This is a genomic window from Streptomyces olivochromogenes, from assembly GCF_021538895.1.
Taxonomy (GTDB): domain Bacteria; phylum Actinomycetota; class Actinomycetes; order Streptomycetales; family Streptomycetaceae; genus Streptomyces; species Streptomyces olivochromogenes_A.
In genome coordinates, this window is record NZ_JADDRL010000019.1 from 1 (window position 1) to 19793 (window position 19793).

The 19793-nt window shown below is 69.9% G+C and carries 19 protein-coding genes; 4 read left to right on the top strand and 15 right to left on the bottom strand.

Annotated features, from left to right (window positions below):
• Positions 1-43: 43 nt before the first annotated feature.
• Genes IPZ69_RS11955 through IPZ69_RS11965 form a run of 3 tightly spaced genes read right to left on the bottom strand, consistent with a single transcriptional unit; the run spans position 44 to position 2449 of the window.
• Positions 44-1675 (bottom strand): solute symporter family protein, encoded by a 1632-nt coding sequence (locus IPZ69_RS11955; protein ID WP_235454049.1) that lies wholly within the window; start codon positions 1673-1675, stop codon positions 44-46.
• Positions 1676-1678: 3 nt separating this feature from the next.
• Entirely contained in the window at positions 1679-2107 is a 429-nt protein-coding gene (locus IPZ69_RS11960) for a DUF485 domain-containing protein (RefSeq protein WP_235454050.1), read from the bottom strand.
• A gap of 21 nt (positions 2108-2128) precedes the next feature.
• Entirely contained in the window at positions 2129-2449 is a 321-nt protein-coding gene (locus tag IPZ69_RS11965) for a hypothetical protein (protein ID WP_235454051.1), read from the bottom strand.
• A gap of 396 nt (positions 2450-2845) precedes the next feature.
• Between IPZ69_RS11965 and IPZ69_RS46925 the strand changes: the two genes are divergently transcribed.
• Positions 2846-5635 carry a LuxR C-terminal-related transcriptional regulator gene (locus IPZ69_RS46925; protein ID WP_308407448.1) on the top strand — a complete coding sequence of 930 codons (2790 nt, stop codon included), beginning with the start codon at positions 2846-2848 and terminating at the stop codon, positions 5633-5635.
• A gap of 86 nt (positions 5636-5721) precedes the next feature.
• Here the strand turns inward: IPZ69_RS46925 and IPZ69_RS11980 are convergent, their stop codons facing one another.
• The 6 genes from IPZ69_RS11980 to IPZ69_RS12005 form a co-directional block, all read right to left on the bottom strand.
• Positions 5722-6645: an SGNH/GDSL hydrolase family protein gene (locus IPZ69_RS11980; RefSeq protein ID WP_235454052.1), complete on the bottom strand. Its 924-nt coding sequence runs from the start codon at positions 6643-6645 to the stop codon at positions 5722-5724.
• Positions 6646-6928: 283 nt separating this feature from the next.
• Positions 6929-7201, bottom strand: coding sequence for a hypothetical protein (locus IPZ69_RS11985; RefSeq protein ID WP_235454053.1), 273 nt, complete (start codon positions 7199-7201; stop codon positions 6929-6931).
• Positions 7202-7407: 206 nt separating this feature from the next.
• Positions 7408-8067, bottom strand: a complete 660-nt coding sequence (locus IPZ69_RS11990) for a response regulator (protein WP_235454054.1) — start codon at positions 8065-8067, stop codon at positions 7408-7410.
• A gap of 212 nt (positions 8068-8279) precedes the next feature.
• Positions 8280-8690, bottom strand: a complete 411-nt coding sequence (locus IPZ69_RS11995; RefSeq protein ID WP_235454055.1) for a hypothetical protein — start codon at positions 8688-8690, stop codon at positions 8280-8282.
• Between the two features lie 248 nt (positions 8691-8938).
• Positions 8939-10027: a polyprenyl synthetase family protein gene (locus IPZ69_RS12000; protein ID WP_235454056.1), complete on the bottom strand. Its 1089-nt coding sequence runs from the start codon at positions 10025-10027 to the stop codon at positions 8939-8941.
• A 721-nt stretch (positions 10028-10748) separates the two neighbouring features.
• The gene (locus tag IPZ69_RS12005; RefSeq protein WP_235454057.1) at positions 10749-11654 is read right to left on the bottom strand and encodes an aminoglycoside phosphotransferase family protein; all 906 of its coding nucleotides are present in this window, start codon (positions 11652-11654) and stop codon (positions 10749-10751) included.
• A 467-nt stretch (positions 11655-12121) separates the two neighbouring features.
• Here IPZ69_RS12005 and IPZ69_RS12010 point away from each other — a divergent pair, with 467 nt between their 5' ends.
• The gene (locus IPZ69_RS12010; protein WP_235454058.1) at positions 12122-13156 is read left to right on the top strand and encodes a sulfotransferase family protein; all 1035 of its coding nucleotides are present in this window, start codon (positions 12122-12124) and stop codon (positions 13154-13156) included.
• Between the two features lie 275 nt (positions 13157-13431).
• Here IPZ69_RS12010 and IPZ69_RS12015 read toward each other — a convergent pair whose 3' ends face one another.
• Both IPZ69_RS12015 and IPZ69_RS12020 read right to left on the bottom strand, forming a co-directional pair.
• Entirely contained in the window at positions 13432-13914 is a 483-nt protein-coding gene (locus IPZ69_RS12015; RefSeq protein WP_308407450.1) for an NUDIX hydrolase, read from the bottom strand.
• 119 nt (positions 13915-14033) lie between these two features.
• Positions 14034-15104, bottom strand: coding sequence for an alpha/beta fold hydrolase (locus tag IPZ69_RS12020; protein WP_374293263.1), 1071 nt, complete (start codon positions 15102-15104; stop codon positions 14034-14036).
• Between the two features lie 410 nt (positions 15105-15514).
• Here IPZ69_RS12020 and IPZ69_RS12025 point away from each other — a divergent pair, with 410 nt between their 5' ends.
• Positions 15515-15667, top strand: a complete 153-nt coding sequence (locus tag IPZ69_RS12025; RefSeq protein ID WP_235454061.1) for a hypothetical protein — start codon at positions 15515-15517, stop codon at positions 15665-15667.
• A gap of 79 nt (positions 15668-15746) precedes the next feature.
• Here IPZ69_RS12025 and IPZ69_RS12030 read toward each other — a convergent pair whose 3' ends face one another.
• The 4 genes from IPZ69_RS12030 to IPZ69_RS12045 all read right to left on the bottom strand — a co-directional run bounded on the left by IPZ69_RS12030 (position 15747) and on the right by IPZ69_RS12045 (position 18507).
• Complete coding sequence (locus IPZ69_RS12030; protein WP_235454062.1) at positions 15747-16157, bottom strand: hypothetical protein; 411 nt, start codon at positions 16155-16157, stop codon at positions 15747-15749.
• A 184-nt stretch (positions 16158-16341) separates the two neighbouring features.
• Positions 16342-17106 carry an SDR family NAD(P)-dependent oxidoreductase gene (locus IPZ69_RS12035; protein WP_235454063.1) on the bottom strand — a complete coding sequence of 255 codons (765 nt, stop codon included), beginning with the start codon at positions 17104-17106 and terminating at the stop codon, positions 16342-16344.
• A gap of 129 nt (positions 17107-17235) precedes the next feature.
• Positions 17236-17844, bottom strand: a complete 609-nt coding sequence (locus IPZ69_RS12040) for a TetR/AcrR family transcriptional regulator (protein ID WP_235454064.1) — start codon at positions 17842-17844, stop codon at positions 17236-17238.
• 75 nt (positions 17845-17919) lie between these two features.
• Positions 17920-18507 carry an ArsR/SmtB family transcription factor gene (locus tag IPZ69_RS12045; protein WP_235454065.1) on the bottom strand — a complete coding sequence of 196 codons (588 nt, stop codon included), beginning with the start codon at positions 18505-18507 and terminating at the stop codon, positions 17920-17922.
• Positions 18508-18627: 120 nt separating this feature from the next.
• On the opposite strand from IPZ69_RS12045, the gene IPZ69_RS12055 reads away from it, so the two are divergent.
• Positions 18628-19575 carry a DUF2218 domain-containing protein gene (locus IPZ69_RS12055; protein WP_308407451.1) on the top strand — a complete coding sequence of 316 codons (948 nt, stop codon included), beginning with the start codon at positions 18628-18630 and terminating at the stop codon, positions 19573-19575.
• Positions 19576-19793 lie beyond the last annotated feature (218 nt).

Consider the following 19793-nt stretch of genomic DNA (forward strand, 5'->3'; position numbering starts at 1 on the left):
TTGGAACGAGCGTGTGTATGGGTCGGGGCGGTCATGGGAGGCCTCACCGCGCCCCGATTCCGGTGAGGGAGCGGACCTGGAGGTCCTTGAACCGGTCCTCGTCGCGCTCTTCGGCGGGCGAGAGCACGGTGCCCAGCCAGCCGAGGACGAAGCCGGCCGGTATGGAGACCAGACCTGGGTTCTCCAGCGGGAACCAGGCGAAGTCGAGGTCCGGCAGCATGGCCGTGGGCCCGCCGGACACCACGGGTGAGAAGATCACCAGGCCGAGCGAGGTGGCCAGGCCGCCGTACACGGCGAACAGTGCTCCCCGGGTGGTGAACTTCCGCCAGAACAAGCTGTACAGCAGCGTCGGCACGTTGGCGGAGGCCGCCACCGCGAAGGCGAGCGCGACGAGTGCCGCCGTGTTCAGCTTGTCCGCGTACAGGCTCAGGACGATGGCGATCGCTCCGATCACCACCGCGGCCCAGCGGGCCACGGCCACTTCGCTGCGCTCGTCGGCCTCCCCCTTGCGCAGGACGTGGGCGTAGAGGTCGTGGGCGAAGGACGCCGACGAAGCCAGGGTGAGTCCCGCGACCACGGCGAGGATGGTGGCGAACGCGACCGCCGAGACGACGGCGAGCAGCACGGCTCCCGTGGTGGAACCCGAGCCGTCGCCCAGGTACTTGGCGAGCATCGGAGCCGCCGTGGTCCCGGCGGGGTTGGAGGCGGCGATCGTCTTGGGACCGATCAGCGCGGCGGCGCCGAAGCCAAGGGCGATGGTCATCAGGTAGAAGGCGCCGATGATGACGATGGCCCAGTTGACCGAGGTACGGGCGGCTCGCGCCGTCGGGACCGTGTAGAAGCGCACGAGGATGTGCGGCAGGCCGGCGGTGCCCAGTACGAGTGCCAGGGCCAGGCTGATGAAGTCGAGCCGGGTGGACAGGTTGGCGCCGTACTTCAGTCCGGGTTCGAGGAAGGCGTGACCGTGTCCGCTGGCGTCCGCCGCCCCGCCCAGCAGAGCCGACAGGCTCCAGCCGAATCGGTGCATCACCAGGACGGACAGCAGAGCGGCACAGGCGATCAGCATGACGGCCTTGATGATCTGCACCCAGGTGGTACCGCGCATGCCGCCGACACAGACGTAGAGAACCATCAGGGCGCCGACGCCAAGGATGATCCATCTCTTCGTACCCTCGCCCGAGGCCCCGAGCAGCAGCGCGACCAGGGACCCGGCGCCGACCATCTGCGCCACCAGATAGACGACGGACACCACGATGGTCGACACTCCGGCCGCGGTACGCACGGGACGCCGGCGCATGCGGAAGGCGAGGACGTCCGCCATGGTGAACCGCCCCACGTTGCGCAGGGGTTCGGCCACGAGCAGCAGGGCGACGAGCCAGGCGACGAGGAAGCCGATGGAGTAGAGGAAGCCGTCGTAGCCGAAGAGCGCGATGGATCCGGTGATACCGAGGAACGAGGCGGCGGACATGTAGTCGCCGGAGATGGCCAGTCCGTTCTGGAAGCCGGTGAAGGAGCTGCCACCCGCGTAGAACTCGGCTGCGCCCCCGCTCCTGCGGCCGGCCCATACCGTCACGGCCAGGGTGGCGGCGACGAAGACCAGGAACAGAACGAGGATCAGGGCTCTGTTCGGCTCGGTGCTGGATGCCGCGAGGGCCGGAAACTCGACGTGGGCCATGGTTCAGGTGCTCCTGGGTCGGGCAGGCAGGGCGGGGTCCGGCTCGATGGCACCGCAGCGGTCCGCGAGCAGCCGGGCGAGAGGGGACATCCGCCGGTCGGCCGCGCGGTTGTAGAGCCAGGCGATCAGGAACGTCGACCCGAACTGCGCGAGCCCGAGGACGAGCGCGAAGTTCACGTTTCCGGCCACCTTGAACGCGATCACGTCCGGGGCGAACGTGCACAGCAGCACGTACCCGAGGTAGAAGGAGAGGAACGCTGCCGTCATCGTGCCCACGAGCCGACGGTGGCGGTGCCGCAGGTCGGTGAATTCACCGAGGTCGTAGAGCGCCCCCGGGGTCGCGTTCAGGGGCGTCTGCCCCGGGTTCGCCTCCGCGGCCGCGTCGGGTGCCTCTTGGTGACCGCGGGCTGGGAATCGTTCGTTGCTCGTCATGTCTTTCCTTGTACGAATCGGTCAGTACGCGCGGCCGTGCGGCGGCTTCCAGGCGACGTCGACGTTCGGCGGCTCGCCGCCCGGCAGCACCGGCGTGTCGGCGGGCTGCGGATTGGTGGAGGCGCACACGGCGCGGCCGTACGGCTCGCATCCGGAGTCGGCCGACCTGACGACCAGCACGTACAGCAGGCACAGGCTGAGCAGGAGCGCGCACGACAGCAACACGATGATCACCGTGCTCGGCGCGACCGGCCGGCGCGGTGCGAACGGCGGCGGGGACGGTACGGCCGTCGTGGCCGGGGGCTGGAGGACCTCGGCGTGCAGGGGCCCATCGGTAGGCATTTCACTCCAAACAGGGAACGGCAAAGGCTCACTGCGCCCGCCCTGACCGGGGGCGCGGCGGCACCGCTCGGCGCTCGACGTGATGCCGCCCGCCCGGGGATTCCCCAGGCACGGGTACACGTCTGCCGGGGCTTTGGCCGCCGCGGGGATGCGCCGCGCGGCTCTCGACGAGCGAAGTGCGCACCCTCATCCGAACACCGGCATACGCGCGCGGGACACCCCACCCCCACCGAAAGATCCACGTCTTTCGGTGGGGTGCCGACAGTCCTCGACATCCCAGGTGAGTACGGTGAATGCGCCACAGGGCCGGCATCCGTGCGGGGCGACCCCCCGACCGGATGGTCGGTCGCCGTCCGTCCGTGCGGCCCTGCAACGGCAGACCGGAAAAGGAGCGGCGTGGTACCCACACTTCTCGGCCGTGCACGCGAGCGGGACACACTGTACGAACTGCTGGAGCGTCCCGGCGGGGCGAGCGTCCTGCTGCGTGGCGGGTTCGGCAGCGGCAAGTCGGGGCTCCTCACGGACCTCGGCGAACGGGCTCGCACCGCCGGATTCGCCGTGCTCAGCGCGTGTTACGAGCCGGATGCGAGCCAGCTCCCTGAGACCGCCCCGTCGCCCGCGATGTGCTCACTGGTGCCGGAGGGTGGCGGGGAACGGGCCGTGGCGTGGGTGCGCTGGCTGGCCTCGGGGGACGCGACGCCGCCCACGGACGGCATGCTCGCCGATGCCCGGTCCGTGCCGACGCAGCGGGTGCTGGTGCTGGTCGACGACCTGCAGTGGGCCGATGCGGTGTCCCTGCGCGGGCTGCGGAACATCGCGCGGGCCGTGGGTGCGCATCCGGTGACGGTCGTCTGCGCGATGGGGCCGGGTGAGTCGGTCGACGAGCCGGCTCTCGGTGCCGTACTGCGGCTCCTGGACCACCACGTCCGGCTCTCGCCGCTCGACGAATCCGCGGTCGCCGACCGGCTGGCCGGGATCCTCGACGCGTCCGAGGACGGAAAGACCACTGGCGAAGTCCTGTCCCCGCTTCTGACGGCAGCGGCCGGAAACCAGTACCTGATCCGGACACTGCTGGCCTCCGTGGACGCGCAGCGGCACGGTGGGAGCGGCCGGCCGGACCGTCCCCCGCTCCACACCACACTGGCTGGTGCGCTCAAGCCGCTGCTCGCGGACGTCGGCGTGGCCGCTCGGGCGGCGTTGCGCAGGATCGGACCCGACGCCGAACGGGTGGCCGCCGTTCTCGCCTCGCTGGGGGGCGCCCAGCTGCCTGAGGTGATAGCCCATGCCGGTGCGATGGACCGGCACACGGTCGAGGACACCCTGCACGCGCTGGCTCAGGCCGATCTCGTCCAGCACGCCGGACCACGGGCTCAGCTGCATCCGCCCCTGCTCGCGGCCGGCCTGGCACAGGGTGTCTCGCCCACCTGCCGCAAGCAGCACCATGCCCGCGCCGCAGAGCTGTTGCTCAGCTGGGGAGCGCCCGCCCGGCAGGTGGCGCCGCACCTGGTCCACGGGCCGACGGGCATGGCGCAGGCCACGGCGATCCTGCGGCGCGCCGCCCAGGCCGCGCTCGACCGCGGAGCACCCGACGAGGCGGTGGTCTACCTGCGGCGCACCCTGAGCGAGGATCTCGACGCTCAGGAGCGCAGTGAGGTTCTGACCCTGATCGGCGCCGCCCGACTCGACTCCGACGTACCGGCCGCCGTACCGGAACTGCGCAGCAGCCTGCGGCTCAGCGCCACACCGCAGGCGCTGGCCCGTTCCGCGCGCAGTCTGACCGGTGCGCTGTTCGCCATGGACCGCTACGGCGAAGCCCTGACGATGCTGGACGGAACGATCCAGCGGCTTCGTACCGAGGATGCCGCGGCCGCCCTTCGGCTGGAGCTGGACTACCTGCTCGTCAGTCTCGGTGAGGCGTCCTCGGCGGTGCGGGCGTGGCCGCGGCTGATGGAGTTGCGCCTCCAGGACGCCGAGGACGACGCGGGGCGAAGGGCGCTGGCGGCGCTGCTCAGCTTCCGTGGAGCCGCGCTCGGGGAAGGTGCAGAGGACGTCATCGAGTTGGCCCGTGTCGGGCTGAGCAGGGGCATGGCGCCGGTGGGCGACGAGTCCATCGTCTACCCCTGCGCGGTGTTGGCGCTGGGCGCCGCGGGCAGGCCGGACCTGACGTTCGAGTACGCCGACGCGGCCGTGGCGGAGACACACGCGAGGGCCTCCGCGCTGAACTACGCGCAGGCGCTCAGCATGCGGGCCAACGCCCATTGCCGACGTGGGGCGTTCACAGACGCCCAGACTGATGCGAGGCGCGCACTCGCCGCGTTCCGGGACATCGGTGTCGACCATCGGGAGAGCCACAGTGTCTTCACGGTCGCCACCCTGGCCGAGGCCTTCGTCCGCCAGGGACAGACACAGAAGGCCGAGGACCTCTTCGACGACTGCGACCTGAGCGGGCCGCTCGGATTTCACACGATCTACGACTACCCACTGCTCGTCAGAGGCTGGGTGCACGCGGCGGACAACCGCTTCGAGCGGGCGCTGGCGGACTTCCTGCACCTTGGCGAGCGCCTCAACGCGCGCGGCATGCCGGGTCCTGGGTTCTACCCGTGGCGGTCGGAGGCCGCACTGGTGCACCTGCTCCTCGGCGATCGGCAGTCCGCTCTCACGCTGGCCGACGAGGAACTGCGGCTGGCGCGGGCGTGGGGGGTCGCGGAGATGACGGCGGTGGCGCTGCGTGGCCGAGCGCTGGTGGTGGGCCAGGAGGAGGGCCTGGAACTGCTCGACGAGGCGGCGCGGCTGCTGCGGGGCAACTTCGCGCGGTTCCGGTACGCGCAGATCCAGGCGGACCGGGGGACGTTGGCCGTGCGGTACGGGCGACCGGAGGACGCGCGTGCCGCGCTCCAGGAGGCCGTCAGTGTCGCCCACGAGTGCGGGGCCGAGCCGATCGCGCAGCAGGCGCGGGCCGGACTGCGGGAACTCGGCGACCGTCCCCGCACTCCGACGTTCCGGGGACGGGAGGCGCTGACGCCCGCGCAGCGCCAGGTGGCGGAGCTCGCCGCGCAGGGCATGACCAACACCGAGATCGCCTCCCACCTGTTCGTGGGCCTGCGCACGGTGGAGATGCACCTGTCGAAGGTCTACGCGAAGCTGGCCGTGAGTGGACGCCACGCTCTGGAGCAGGCTCTGCGCTGACTCCGCGGAACGAGGTCCGTGCGGATGTGACCGGGAGCGCCCAGGAGGTGGCGCGCCCGGTCACACGCCTTTACGGCAGGTGAGGGTCAGCCCCGTCGTGCGGCGGGACGTACGGCCTCGTCGCGTGCCCCGTGGCAGGACTTGAGCGCCCGCTCCACGGCCTCGGCCATGGCCTGCTCACCCCGCGCGGTCGGGTGCCCCGCATTGGCCGGGACCGCCGGGGCCAGATTCTCGATCCACCGCTCGCCGGCCGGACGGCACATGTCGTGGCCGACCGTCGAGGTGTAGGTGTCCACGTACACGGCCCCGCCCAGTTCGGCGCGGCGGGCGAGCATCGTGTTGAGCGCCTTGGCCGTGTCCCGGAGGTACCCGAAGTCCCCGGCGGCGAAGGGAGCGGCGGGACTGGTGCAGCCCGTCCCGTCGTCGGGGAAGATCGAGGGGTATCCGACGAGGAGCACCTTGGCGTGCGGGGCACGCCGGTGGACGGTGGCGAGGACCGCGTCGACCTTCGGAGCCGTCGTGGCTATGCCCTCCAGCAGGCGGTCTCCCCCGCCTTCGGTGTAGTGACCGCGGCACGGCGTGCCCGTCGGATCGGTACGGCTCAGCGTCGCGCAAGTCGTCAGCACCGCGGAGAAGCCGACCCCGTCGTTGCCGCCGATGCTGACGGTCACCAGCTCGGTGTCCCGGTTCAGTGCGTCGTACTGCGCGGGTCTTCCGTCCTTTGCGAGGGCCAGCGAGGCCGCGGTGGCGCCGGCGCAGGTGACATCCGTCAGACGGGCGTGGCGCTGCCGGGCCACGAGGGAGGGGTAGTTCTGACTGGAACGCCCGCATCCGGGGTCGGTCTGTTCGGGGACGCCGGGCGCGGACGCGTACGAGTCACCGAGGGCGACGTAGTTCCGGCCACCGGCCGATGCGGGGGCGGCCGACGCGACGGAGGCCGGTGCGACGGCGGCGAGGCAGGCCAGTGCCACGGCGCCGAGGTGACGCGCGGAGGCGACGGGCCGTTTCACCGCGCCTGGGAAGCCGGCAGGCTCAGGGCGAGTGTCCGGGCGCTGTCGGGGCGCTCGGTCAGGGCTTCCGGCGGCGCGACGGCCGGCACGGGGGTCGTAGAACACTCGGTGTGAACCTCGCACAGGTGTGATGGAACGTGGTGAGCGGCCTGGACCAGTTCGGACACCGTCAGCAGGGCGATCAGCCCCAGGAACAACAGCGCCGAGCGGTCGGCGAGCGCACTCGATCGCTCGCCGTGCCGCCGCGTGGGAACGGGACACCGCGACAGCGCGGCAGCAGGACTCAACGCGAGCCCAACTGTTCGCGCGGCTTTGCCTGTTCGCGCGGCTGTTCCTGTTCGCGGGGCTGTGCGGTCTCCGTCGCCGGTGCCGACGGTTGTCCCGAGCCCGAGTTGAGCGAGCCGTCGCGTGCCCAGGACATGACCACCGTCGCCGACGCCACGACACAGGGTTCGGAGCACAGCTCCCAGTCGCAGTCGCAGGCAGTGGCGTCCCAGGGCGGCACCGGGGCTTCCAGTTCGGGGAAGGGCCAGGTGAACGGTCGCTTTCGGGTCACGGGAATCTCCAGGTGTGAACCAGGCCCACGAGACCGGGACAACCGCGGGAACCGCGACAGTCGATGACTCGGGCCGTCCGCGTTCGCGGACGGCCCGAGTCAAGCCGCAACGAAAGTGATCAGAATCCGTCTGGAGAACCAGCTTTAGCGCAACGATTGACACAGGGGTGTCTGTGGCCGGCAGAGGCGTCGAGCGGGGGGTGTGATCAGGAAGGAACGGCCGGCGGGGTGAGCCCCGCGGTGTGGGCGAGGATCGCGGCCTGGACGCGGTTGGCGCAGCCCAGGAGGCGCAGCATCCGACTGACGTGCACCTTGATCTGGGACTCGGAGAGTTGCATGCGCGCACCGATCTCGGCGTTCGACAGCCCCTGGGCCAGCAGGGCCAGGATCGTGCGCTGTTCCTGCGGCAGGGGCTTCAGGCGCTCCCGGGCGTGGACGGCCTCATGCGGGACGGTGAACTGTTCCATCAGTGTCCGCGTCATGGAGGGGGAGATGATCGCCTCCCCGCGGGCGACGACCTTGATGGCGTCGATGAGTTCGTGGGGACGGACGTCCTTGAGGAGAAAGCCGTCGACTCCGGCCTTGAGCGCGGAGTACAGGTACTCGTCCCGGGAGAACGACGTGAGGACGACGACGCGGGGCGGCTGGGGCAGACGCCGCAGGGCCAGTGCGGCTGTGAGCCCGTCCATGGCCGGCATCTGCACATCGGTGAGGACCACGTCGGGCTGGTGGGCGAGCACGGCGGCGACGGCCTGCTCGCCGTCCGCGACGGCCGCCACCACGGTGATGGCCTCGTCCGTCTCCAGGATGAGCCGCACGCTCTCCCGGATCAGCTCCTCGTCGTCCGCGATGACTACCGTGATCATTGGAGTTCTACCCTCACCGGCATGCAGGAGTACCACCCACGGGCTCTGGTGCCGTCCGGCGCCGGCAGGGTCGAGTGGTGGCGACTGAGCACCCTGGGGCCGACGAGAGTCAGCGCTCGCACCTTTGCCGAGAACGTGACTGATTGTCAATGCGGGAGGCCGGTGCGCGGCTGGGCGCCGCCCCGGGGTCAGCCGCCTCGGCGTCCACGGCGTCAGCCTTCGCGTGCGCGGCGTCGCCCGCCGAGCAGTGCGACAGCGGCAGCGATCAGCACCGCGGCCAGGGAAATCCACCCGCCGATGTCCTGAGCGACGCCCTTGCCGTGATGATCCCACTCCGGCTCGCCGGGGCCGGGGGCGGTCATGGCTGGGTCCCCCGCACCAGGATCACCATGCCCGGGACTCCCCATGCTCAAGGTGATGTGGTCCAGGGCTCCGGCCCTGCCCGCGACCGGAACCTGGCCGTCGAAGGCAACAAGGCCCAGGCCGACGCCGGCGTCGGCTCGGCCCGGGGCGACGGCGTACGAGAGGGTGGCGTCGTGCGCCGATGGCCGCCACTCACCACCGGCCCCCAGCGCTACGCCCGCCAGTACCGTCATGGCTGCCGCTGCCAGTCTTCTGCGCATGAGTGGTGTACCTCCTCAGCGCGGTGCCGGGGCGGGTACAAAGGTGCCCGGCTCGGTACGCGCCAGCGCCCTCGCCCGGGGATGTCGTCGAGTCTCTCGTGTGCTCATCTCGTGGCAGCCCCTTCGGCGTTGACTTGCGCAGGCATCACGCCAGCACGTGTGCGGGCGGGTGGTGCCGAGTCAATGGCGAACGCCGGTTGCGTGCATCGGCCTCAGGGATGAGCGGGGAAATACTTTCGTTGCCGCTGTCAGGCGACACGGGCGAGCGAGGAGCCCGCGATGTCCCGAAGGCGGTCGGACACCCCCCGGGGCATTCGTGTGGCGTCCAGCGCGCTCAGCGCTTCGCCCTTCAGGGCGCCGATGCGTTCCTCGACCGCTGCCCGCGCCCCGGTGGCCTCCATGAGACGGCGTGCTTCGTCCTGGTCCTCCGCGTCCGTGATGCCCGCCCGCAGCAACTCCAGCAGGCGAGCGGCCTGTGTGGCATTGCCGAGGGACACGGCGAGCGCGGCGAGAACGGTGCATTTCCCGTCACGCAGGTCGTCGCTGTGCGACTTGCCCGTCTGCGCCGGATCCCCGAAGACGCCGAGCAGATCGTCCCGGAGCTGGAATGCGATCCCCAGGGGGACAGCGAAGTCGCTCAGCCCGCCCAGCAGTTCGTCATCGGCGTCCGCCAGGGCCGCGCCGAGCCGCAGCGGCGCCTCGACGGTGTAACGGGCCGTCTTGAAATGAGCGATGTAGAGCGCCTCCTCGGCGCGGAAGGAGCCCTGGTGCGCGGCGAGCAGGTCCTGGTACTGACCGTAGACCGTGGCAGTGCGCATCGCGTCCAGCTCCATGTAGCCGCGCCGCAGCTGACCGGGGGTCATGCCGGCGCCGCGGAAGAGCTCGTCGGACCAGGTGAAAGCGAGGTTGCCCAAGAGGATCGCGGCGTTGACGCCCAGCCGCTCGTCGAACCGTCCCGCTCCGTCGCTCGCGCCGTTCCGCGCCAAGGCGCGATGAGCGGTCGGCGCACCACGGCGCAGCTCGCTGTCGTCCATGACGTCATCGATCAGCAGCGCGCAGGCGTGGAAGAGCTCCAACGACGCCGCCGCCCGGATCACATAGGCAGGCACATTACGGCGGCCCGCGGCATGCCAGCCCATGACGCACAGCAGGGAACGCAGGCGCTTTCCGCCGCGCAGGGCATACGTCGCGAGCACCGGCCACAGTTCCTCCGGCAAGGCCGGTTCACCGTCCCGACCGAGTGCCCGTTCGGCCAGGAAGGTATGCAGAATGCGCTCCACCTCGGAGTGCACCAGCTGCTCGGGAGCGGGGACGACGGTTTCCACCGGGGTCGGCACGATAGGGATCCTTCATGAATCGATCAGCACGGCGCGCCCTGCACCACACCGAAGCAGGGACAGCGTTGCGCAGGGGGGAACCCTCGTATGCCACCACAATCGGACAGCCGCGCGGCGCGATGGCGGCCCCAGTCCCCAAACCGTTCGGTGCCGAAAGAACCAGCGGATCGGGCGGATCGGGCGGGTCGGTTCCGAGTCGGCCGGGCTGGCCGGGCCGGGTCGGGCCGGCGCTGAGCTCGGCAAAAGCCGCCCGCCTCAACTCCCCCGTGGCGGGCGGCTCGTGCCTTCGGTGTGCAGAGTTCGAAGTCGGCGGCAGCGCACTGTAGGCGTCCTGGGCCGCTGGACGACACCGGCACCACACCGGCGGCGGGATTCGAACCCGCGTTACCCGCTTGAGAGGCGAAGTAGCCACAACCTGCGCACCTGCACAGCCAGGACAGTAGCCGGGACCGGGACCGCGACGCACGCGAGTTTCCCGGGGCCGGTTTCGCCCCGGCGCACCGGCCGCCACCACCCCGGCCTGCGCCATCAAGCAGGACTGGCCCGCCGCTACGGGGGAAAGCGGCGGGCCAGCTCCATCCAAGGTGCCACACATCGGCATGCCACGCACCGCCTTCCGTCGCGCAGTCCGAAAGCGGTCGGCGCGGAGCCGTCTCGGGGGCGGTGAGGTGAGCCGGCGAACAGCACCGGCCCGGCATCAACGGCACCGCAGGATCGTCACCTAGGCGCGTTCCGTGAGCAGCTCCGCCAGCCGGTCCGCGAACGCGATGAGCCAGTCCAGCCCAGGCCCACCGCGGGCCCTCCGAAAGCCGTGCCGACGGCCCCAGAACGCGGCCTGGACGGCGTGGAACTGGGCCCAACGCTCGACGCGTACGCGATCGATTTCCGCCGCCTCGGCGAACATGTCCAGGACGCGGTGGACAGCCTTGGGCAGATCGTCCGCTTCCAGGAGTGTCAGCGCGCGTGACTTGAGCAGTGTGCCGCCGTCGTAGGCCGGATCCCCCACGTACCCCTTGGGGTCGACGGCCAACCACGGCTCACGGTCGGCGCGCAGGATGTTTCCGGCGTGGAGGTCGCCGTGGATGAGGATGTCCGGCTGGACGCGACCCAGTTCGCGGACGGTCGCCACGGCCGCGTCCACCACACGCCCCGGCACAGAGTGGGGAAGCGCTACGGCATCCTTGCGCAGGTCCTCCTCCCAGGCATCGGCCCGCTCCCGCAGCCGGGGCAGACCAGGCGGGGCGGGAATGGCCAGTCGGCGACCGACTCGCCCCGCGACCGCCGCCACCTCATCACCGTCCTCGACCTCCGCCAGCATCGCGAACCGTTCGTCGACACGCTCGTGCAGCAGCACGGCTCCGCGCCCGCCCCAGGCCGCGAAAGCGTCCGGTTCATGAACGTTGCCCGGGTGGGGAAACGACACCTTCACCACAGCGCTCGACTCGTCCCGCCGTCGCACCGGAACGATGACCCCGACTCCCCCGTGCATGACCGCGCCGTCGAACTCACATCCCCAGCGCTCCAGCAACTCGTCGACGAGCCCGGGCAGTTCGGCGATCCACTCCGCCCCGGACTCCCCCTCACGCTCGACGGTGCTCCGCGCCAAAGCCTCCGGTACCTCGATCATCCAGGCACCCTATGCGCCGACCCGACACAGCTGCCGCGCGCGCCCCAACGAGTCCATGACTGCCCTCAGACACCCCCCCGAACCCTTCCGCTCGAAGATCGCCGTCCAACAGGAAAGGCATCACCACCATGGCGCTCCTGGCCGAGTACAGCTGCAAGGCCACCCCAGGCCGCCGCATCGGGCAGCCGCTGACTACTACGACACGACCCTCGCGCGGCTCGCCGAGGGAGCGCCCGACGGCTGGCTGACTGAAGCCTGGGACAAGTGCCCGGTCGCCGAGCGCAACGTCCTGGGCCTCGCCTACCTCCAAGAACCCGAGCCCATCGACGATGAAGGCATCAGACGGCACCCTTGTCACACGCCCTGCGGAACTTGCGCCAGACCCCGTTTGAGGCCGTCGTGGTCCTGGATAGTGCTCCGGTAGCCGGAGCTTGGTCCTGGGTGTCACGAAGTCGCGGAGGGTGTCTGTGCGTTCCTTGACCTTCGTCATCGGTACGGGGCGTAGCGGCTCGACCGCGCTGTCACGCATCCTCAACGCCCACCCGGACGTACTGAGCCTCAACGAGTTCATGGCCTCCGTGGGCGACGCCGCCTTCCCCGAAGGGACGGTGACCGGTGAGGAGTTCTGGCAGACGCTCTTCCGGCCCGCCCCGCACTTCGAGCGGATGATCCGTAGCGGACTGCCGCTGCCGGAGTTCCTCTACACACGCCGCCCCGGAAGGTACGCGACGGAGACCACCGGCGTTCCCGCGCTCTCCCTGATGGTGTTGCCGCACCTCACCGACGACCCGGACGGGCTCCTCGACGAGCTCCAAGCAGTGGTGGCCCAGTGGCCCGAGGGCACCGCCGCCGAACACCATCAGGCACTCTATGACCTGCTCTGCGCGCGGTTCGATCGGACGGCCGTCGTGGAACGCTCCGGCTACTCGACAGGCTGGGCGCCAAAGCTACGAGCGACGTTCCCAGACGCGAGGTTCGTGCACATGTTCAGAGACGGACCGGATTGCGCCCTGTCCATGAGCCGTCATCCCGGATACCGCACGATCTCCCTGCTGCGCGAGATCAAGGCACGAGCAGGCATCGCCAGCTTCGCCGACCTGACCGAAGAGCACGTACGCTCGCTGCCCGCGGATCTGTCCCCACTGCTCGAAGACCGCTTCGATCCTGCGCTCGTACGAGACCGGGACCTCCCCCTGCGGACGTTCGGCACCCTGTGGTCCGAACTGGTCACCGACGGCACGGAGTTCCTCAGCCAACTCCCCACCGATCAGCGCACCACGCTCGCCTACGAGGACCTCCTCGACAATCCCGCCGCGGAACTGACCCGCCTGGCCGAGTTCATCGGCGTCGCCCCTCTCCCTCAGTGGCTCCTGACCGCATCCGCACAACTCGACCACAGCCGACGCGGCTCCGCCCGTAAGCTGTCGCCCGCTGAACTCGATGAACTGACAAAGACCTGCGCCCCGGGCACCCGCGTATTGGAGTCAGGACCCAGCCGGTAGCGCCGGTAGCAATCGCATGGGACCCGGACTCGCTCCACGTTCCGCCAGGTGCCAGGTGCCGGACCGTGGGCCGCTCGAATCGGGTGGTAAGTACCGTCCCAGGACGCGAGCCGAACTGCGGGCGCGTCGGACAGCTGCCGCGAGGGACGGTCTGCCGCTCTCCGAGACGTTGTCCCGACCGGACCCTCTGACCCGGCCGACCGTCTGACCTGACAACTCACCGTGTCAGGCGGAGACAGCCGACGAGGGCCTCGTCGAAGCCGGCGATCACCCGTTCAGCGATGGACACCACTGCGTCCGGCGCGCAAATCCGCCAGGGCGTCCGCGTGCTGCTGGTTGGTCAGGGCCTGCGGTGGGTCATCAAGAGGGAAGTAGCGCACTTCGAGTGTCTCGGCATCGATCGATGTCCCGGCAAGGTCGGCACCTGGCATGGCCCCGCCGATCGGCGTGCCGCGGAAGAAGACCGTGATGGGCTGGGCTCTGTCTCCGTTCGGATAGGTGTGCCAGTACTTGGTGTACACACCAAGCAGCCCGGTGACCCGTACGTCGAGCCCGGTTTCCTCCCGGACCTCGCGGACCGCGGCCTCCTCGGCAGACTCCCCGAGTTCGACGGCGCCGCCGGGGAAGCCCCACGCGCCGTCGTCCCTCCGGCGCTGCAGGAGCACCCGGCCTTCGTCAACGACACAGACCGCGGCGAAGGCGAGCTGGATCGGGGCGGAGCCGACGCGTGCACGAAGCCAACCTATGTAATCGGACACGGCGTTGATCCTCCCAGACCGTCCGTCAGGGGGTTGGTCGTGGTCGGTCGCGAGGCCCCGGCGACGCCAACGCGTGCGCCCAGGCCCGCGCTGCTCTGCCCTGCCCTGCCCTCATGCGGTCAGAACCTATCGACGTCTACGACAGCCCCCGCGAAGGCATGCGGAGCCTCCTGCGGAACGTTGTGTCCCACGTCCAGTGTCCGGTGCGCGTATTTCCCCGTGAACTTCTTGCGATAGGCCGAACCGTTCCCCGGAGGCGTGAACGGATCATGTGCTCCGTCGATGGTGATCGTCGGCACCGCGATCACCGGCGCCGCCGCCAGGCGCTTTTCCAGGGCGTCGTACTGACGCTCACCCTTCGCGAGACCCAGCCGCCAGCGGTAATTGTCGATCACGATACCGACGTAATCCGGGTTGCCGAAAGCAGCGGCCGTGCGATCGAAGGTCGCTTCGTCGAATTTCCATGTCGGGGAGTTGAATCGCCACACCAGGTTGGCCAAATCCCGCCGGTACTTCTCAAGGCCGAGCACTCCTCTTTCGGTGGCGAAATAGTATTGATACCACCATGCCCATTCGTTCTTCGGCGGCGACGGCATCTTGTTGGCTTCGACATTCGCGATCAGATACCCGGTTACGGAGATCAGTGCTTTGCAGCGCTCCGGCCAGAGAGCCGCGATGATGTCGCCCGTCCGCGAGCCCCAGTCGTAGCCTGCGAGGATCGGCCTATCGATCTTGAGGGCGTCCATCAGAGCGATGACATCGACAGCGAACGCCGACTGCTGGGCGTTCCTGGGCGTCTTGCTTGAAAGGAATCGGGTTGTGCCATGGCCGCGCAGGTAGGGGACGATCACCCTGTACTCTTTCGCGGCGAGCAATGGCGCGACCTCGATGTAGCTGTGAATGTCGTAGGGCCAGCCATGCAGAAGCAGGACCGCCTGCCCGTTCGCAGGTCCGGCCTCAACGTATCCCACGCTCAGATCACCGGCATTGATCTGCTTCACGGGACCGAAGGACGTACGTATCGCACTGTCAACCGTGGGATCGACCCCAGGTGTCCTCGATGTGGACCGTGCTTGCGCGCCATCCCTCTCGCCATCCCCCTCGCTATTCCTGGCACCGAACCGGGCCGCCGCCACAGCCGCGGCAGCGGCGCCAAGGAAGTGACGACGACTGTGCGTGGGTCCGGACATTTCCATCGGTCAATCTCCTTGTGCGATGCGGCACGATGCGGCATGAGCACAGGTCGCGAATAACGCGACATCGAGTGGATCGACTTGGAAGTCGCGTCCGGCTGGTATCCGCGCCCGGCGGAACTTCTCGGGCAAAGATCCGCTGGCAGGTCCTCTACGCCAGGATGGTGGAAGCGGCCTCGACGTCGCGTCGGAGGTTGTCCTCTCTCCCAGCCTGACGTCCGGGCTGGACCAGCGCACGCCGAGCCCCGGAGGCGGTCGCCGATGCAGGCACGCCCCCCGACCGAGGCTTCAGCAGGCCGGCGCGGTCGTCCGGCTGTGGCCGGACGGGGCAGACGTAGAAGGAGCTCCCTCCGGACCTCCCATCGAGATCCTGGCGGGCGACCGACCTGCCCGGGATCCTGAATACCGTGCAGGACGAACCGCAGGGCTTCCCCTCCCTCACCAGGCAGTGGGCCGCCCGCCACGTTCCGACTCTCACCATGGACCCGGCAGCCAAGCTCGACGAAGACCTGGCCGGCGGCTCACCGCTGCCGGGCCCCTGCGGCCGACATGTGCCGTGACCGGCCACAGGAGCTGAGGCAGATCCCCTCTGGAACGAGGTCTGCAGGGGCCACGGCGTGGGAGAACTCGCCCGGTGTGTCAGGAGGGCGGGCAGCCGAACCAGTGCACCGTGCCCTTGTTGGAGGTGTAGCCCAGGCACCTGACGCTTCTGTCGTGCACGGTCACGGTCCGGGCGACCCCGCCGTCCACGTATTCATTCTTGTAGTGGGTCTGCACCAGCGTGTCGATCTCGATCCTGTACCAGCGGCGCTTAGTGTCGGGCATGCTGCAGTTGTGGCCGATCACGTCGGTGCCGGGCCCGCTGTTCCACATGCTGCGTTCAGCGCGGTCGCAGTGCGCCCGGCTGACGGCGTTGGCAGTGCCGGCCCCGGTGCCGAGCAAGACCGTCGCGCCCGTGGCCACCGCCACGGTAGCGCCGAGCATGCGTTTCAGAGTGAGGTTCATCGATTGGTCCTCCTGCAAGCCGTGGTGATTGGCGTGAGTCGCCATGCCACCTTGGAGTGATCGTCACATCAATCCCGGAAGCCCGGCCCGTCGGCCGACGGTGCATTCCCCCGACACGGTGACGTCGGTGATGCCAATGCAGCATGCCGCGGTCACACCCTGCGGCCGGACCCGAGCGAGCGATCCCCTCGCACTCGTTCCGTGCCCCTCGGCTCGTGCCGGGAAGTCGTCAGCGCGCGACGACCGCTGCCGTGGTGCGTCCGCCGTCGACGTCGAGAACGATGCCGTGGACGAAGGCGGCTTCATCGCCGGCCAGGTAGACCGCGGCGTGCGCGATCTCCTCAGGCCTGCCCATCCGCCCTGCCGGAGTCCCGTTCATCATCGCCTCGCCCGGGTGCACCTCATCAGGGGCGGGCTCCAGCACCACCCCGGGTGAGATCGCGTTCACGCGCACCCCCTGCGGGCCGAACTCAGCCGCCCAGGCGCGTGTCAGGGTCTCGACCGCGCCCTTGGTGGAGCTGTAGAGCGCACCGATCGGAATGCCCAGGCGAGCGATCCACGAGCCCAGGTTGATGATCACCCCGCCGCCGGCCTCCGCCATGGCGGGCGCGATCGCGGCGGTGAGGAAGAAGGGCGCCTTGACGTTCACGGCGTAGACCTCGTCGAAGGTCTTCTCGTCGGTCGTGGCGGTGGAGTCGCCGGGGTAGACGCCCGCGTTGTTGACCAGGATGTCGATACGTCCGCCCAGGGTGGAGGTGGCTTGCGCGGCCAGTGCTCGTGAAGCCTCGGCGCTGCCGTCGAGCCGCGCCTGCACGAAGTCGGCGCGGCCGCCGCGTGAGCGGATGCCGTTCACGACCTCGGTGCCGCGCTCCTCGCTGCGCCCGGAGACCACGACATGGGCGCCCTCGGCGGCGAACGCCTCCACGATCGCCCGACCGATGTTGCTGGTGGCCCCGGTCACCAGTGCCGTCCTGCCTTGCAGTCGCCCGGCCATGTGCTGCTCCCTGCTGCATCGCCGACGCGTCCGGCGCGTCGCGTTCTGTGGACACCGGGAAACGTAGGGGGCAGAAAATGGACCAGCAAGTCCAATCTGGCGAGCGGCGCGTACGTGGGGCGGGGGGCCTCAGCCCGTCGCGACGGCAGGGCCACCCAGGTCATGGATGCCCTGGTCGAGGGCGGCCCTGAGGTGGGCCGACTCGCCGGTCGCCAGGAGGATCGACACTCCGCCCTGGATGCCCGCGAGCAGGGCGGCCGCACGCCGGTCGACGTCGAGACCGGCCGGTACGAGTCCGGCGGCCTGAAGGGACCGGATGCCGATGGCCAGGCTCTCCTGCCAGCGGCGCATCAACTCGACCACGATCGCGCGGGCCCCGGGCGTGGAGCGGCCGACCTGTAGGAACAGCGACCCCAGTGGGCACTGGTCGCCCTGCTCCTCGTAGCGCGCGACCACGACGTCGCGCCACGCCCACCACGATTCCCAGGAATCCAGCCGTCCGAGATGGGGCTGCTGGTCCTCCAGCACCTGGTCGGCCTCGAACTGCGCGACAGCGAGCAGCAACTCGTCCTTGCCCGACGGGAAGTAGTGGAACAGCTGACTCTTGCTCGTCCGAGTGCGCGCCATGACGTCGTCCAGGGTCGCGACGGCGACGCCCTTGTCGCGCAGCACCGCGGCGGCACCTTCGACGATTCGGGTCCGGGTGGCCCGGCCCTTGGCTGTCAGCTCTCTGCCCACGACGCCACCTTGGAATGGACTATTCGGTCCAGTCTAAGACTTCTGGCCCGGCTGACGTCGGCCCCCGGCCGACCGTCAGCTCCGCTCGTCCGGCGGCAGGCTGGGCACGTCGGCGCGGAAGAAGCTCACCAGCAGACCGTACGGCTGACCGTGCGCGGGGTCCGTCGGCTGCGGCTCGGCGGCCATCGCGCGCAGCCGGGCCTCCAGTGCGTGCGCCTCGGCGTCGGTGAGCCACAGGTGGCGCAGTGCGGCGTGGGAGGCCTGGCCGGGCCCGCTCGGCAGCATCTCGCCCAGCGCGGCGTTGATCAGGAACTCCGGGCCGACCACCGCGTCCTCGTGGAGCCGGAAGCTTTGGCTGACCAGCGCGAAGTACTGCTCGGTGCCGCCGCGCACCTGGCGGGTCTCGGCCAGCCGGACCAGGCCGGCCTCGCGCAGCACGCGCACGTGGTAGCCGATGGTGCCCTTGCTCATCCCCAGCGCGTCGGAGAGTTGGCGCAGCGTCGCGGGGCGCTGGCGCAGCACGTTGACCATACGGTGACGCAGCGGATGGCCGAGGGCCTTGAACTGCTCGGGCGAGCGCAGCACAAGGTGGCCCTGCTCGTCGCGGGGTTCCTGGTCCTGGTCGGTGTCGCTGCCGCGTGCGGGTGGCTGTTCCTCTGCCATGGAGAGAAGTGTCCAGGAATCTAAACGCTTTTGACAACTCCGCCGTCCCGACCGCAGAATCCTCACGTCGAGAAAGTGGCGAAGATTTTCGCCGCTTACCCGGGAGACCCAAGGAGTCCCATGCCCCTCGCCACTGCCCATGTCGTCACCGACCGCCCCGCCCGCTACCTCAAGCAGCTCGTCTCGCACATGGGCCACAAGGCCGGCACCACCCTCACCCCCGACGGCCGGGGCACGATCACGGTTGCCGCCGGAACCTGCAACCTCACGGCCTCTCCGGATCGCCTGGAACTGACGGCCACCGCGGTCGACGCCGAATCGCTGGCCCGCGTCGAGGACGTGATCACCCGTCACCTGGTGCGCTTCGCCACCCAGGAGGAACTCGTCGTCGAGTGGACCGCCCCGATCGACGGCGCCGAGCTGGAGCCTGTCGCCCCCGTCGTCGGCGACTACCTGCTCAGCCACCACACCCCGGCCGACGACATCCTCACGGAGCTGGCCGTCGCCACCCGCACGGCCACCGGCGAAGCCGCCCAGATGCAGGTGTCCGCCGACGAGGGCACGCTGCTCACCATGCTGACGCGGCTGACCGGCGCCCGCTTCGCGGTCGAGGTCGGCGTCTTCACCGGATTCTCGACCCTCTGCATCGCCCGTGGCCTGGCCGACGACGGCCGGCTGCTCGCCTGCGACATCAGCGAGGAGTGGGCCGCGATCGGCCGACCCTACTGGGAGCGTGCGGGCGTGGCCGACCGCATCGACCTGCGCATAGCCCCCGCACTGGAGACACTGCGCGCGCTCGACACCGAACCGGTCATCGACATCGCGTTCATCGACGCCGACAAGGTCAACTACCCCGCGTACTACGAGGAGATCGTGGCCCGGTTGCGCCCCGGTGGGCTGGTGGTGCTGGACAACGTCTTCCTCGGCGGCCGCGTTTTCGACCCCGCGTACCAGGAGGAGCGCTACCTGGCCATGCGGCGTCTGAACGACCTGATCACCGCCGACGAACGGGTGGACTCGGTGATGCTGCCGGTGCGCGACGGGGTGACCATCGCCCGGCGCCGCTGACACTCCGCCCGCAGGCGACCAGCCGGATCCCACACAGCCAACTCGTCGGCGGCCTGCCCCGGCAGCACGCCAGGCCCTGCCTCTCCGAGAGGCAGCGGCACGGCCTGGCCACACGCCGCGAGCTCCGGCAGGAGCGGCTCGATGCGTATGCGGCGACTCGACGTGTATGCGGACTGCGCCGGTGCCCTCGTCGACCGCCGGCGAGCGTCTCCGACCCG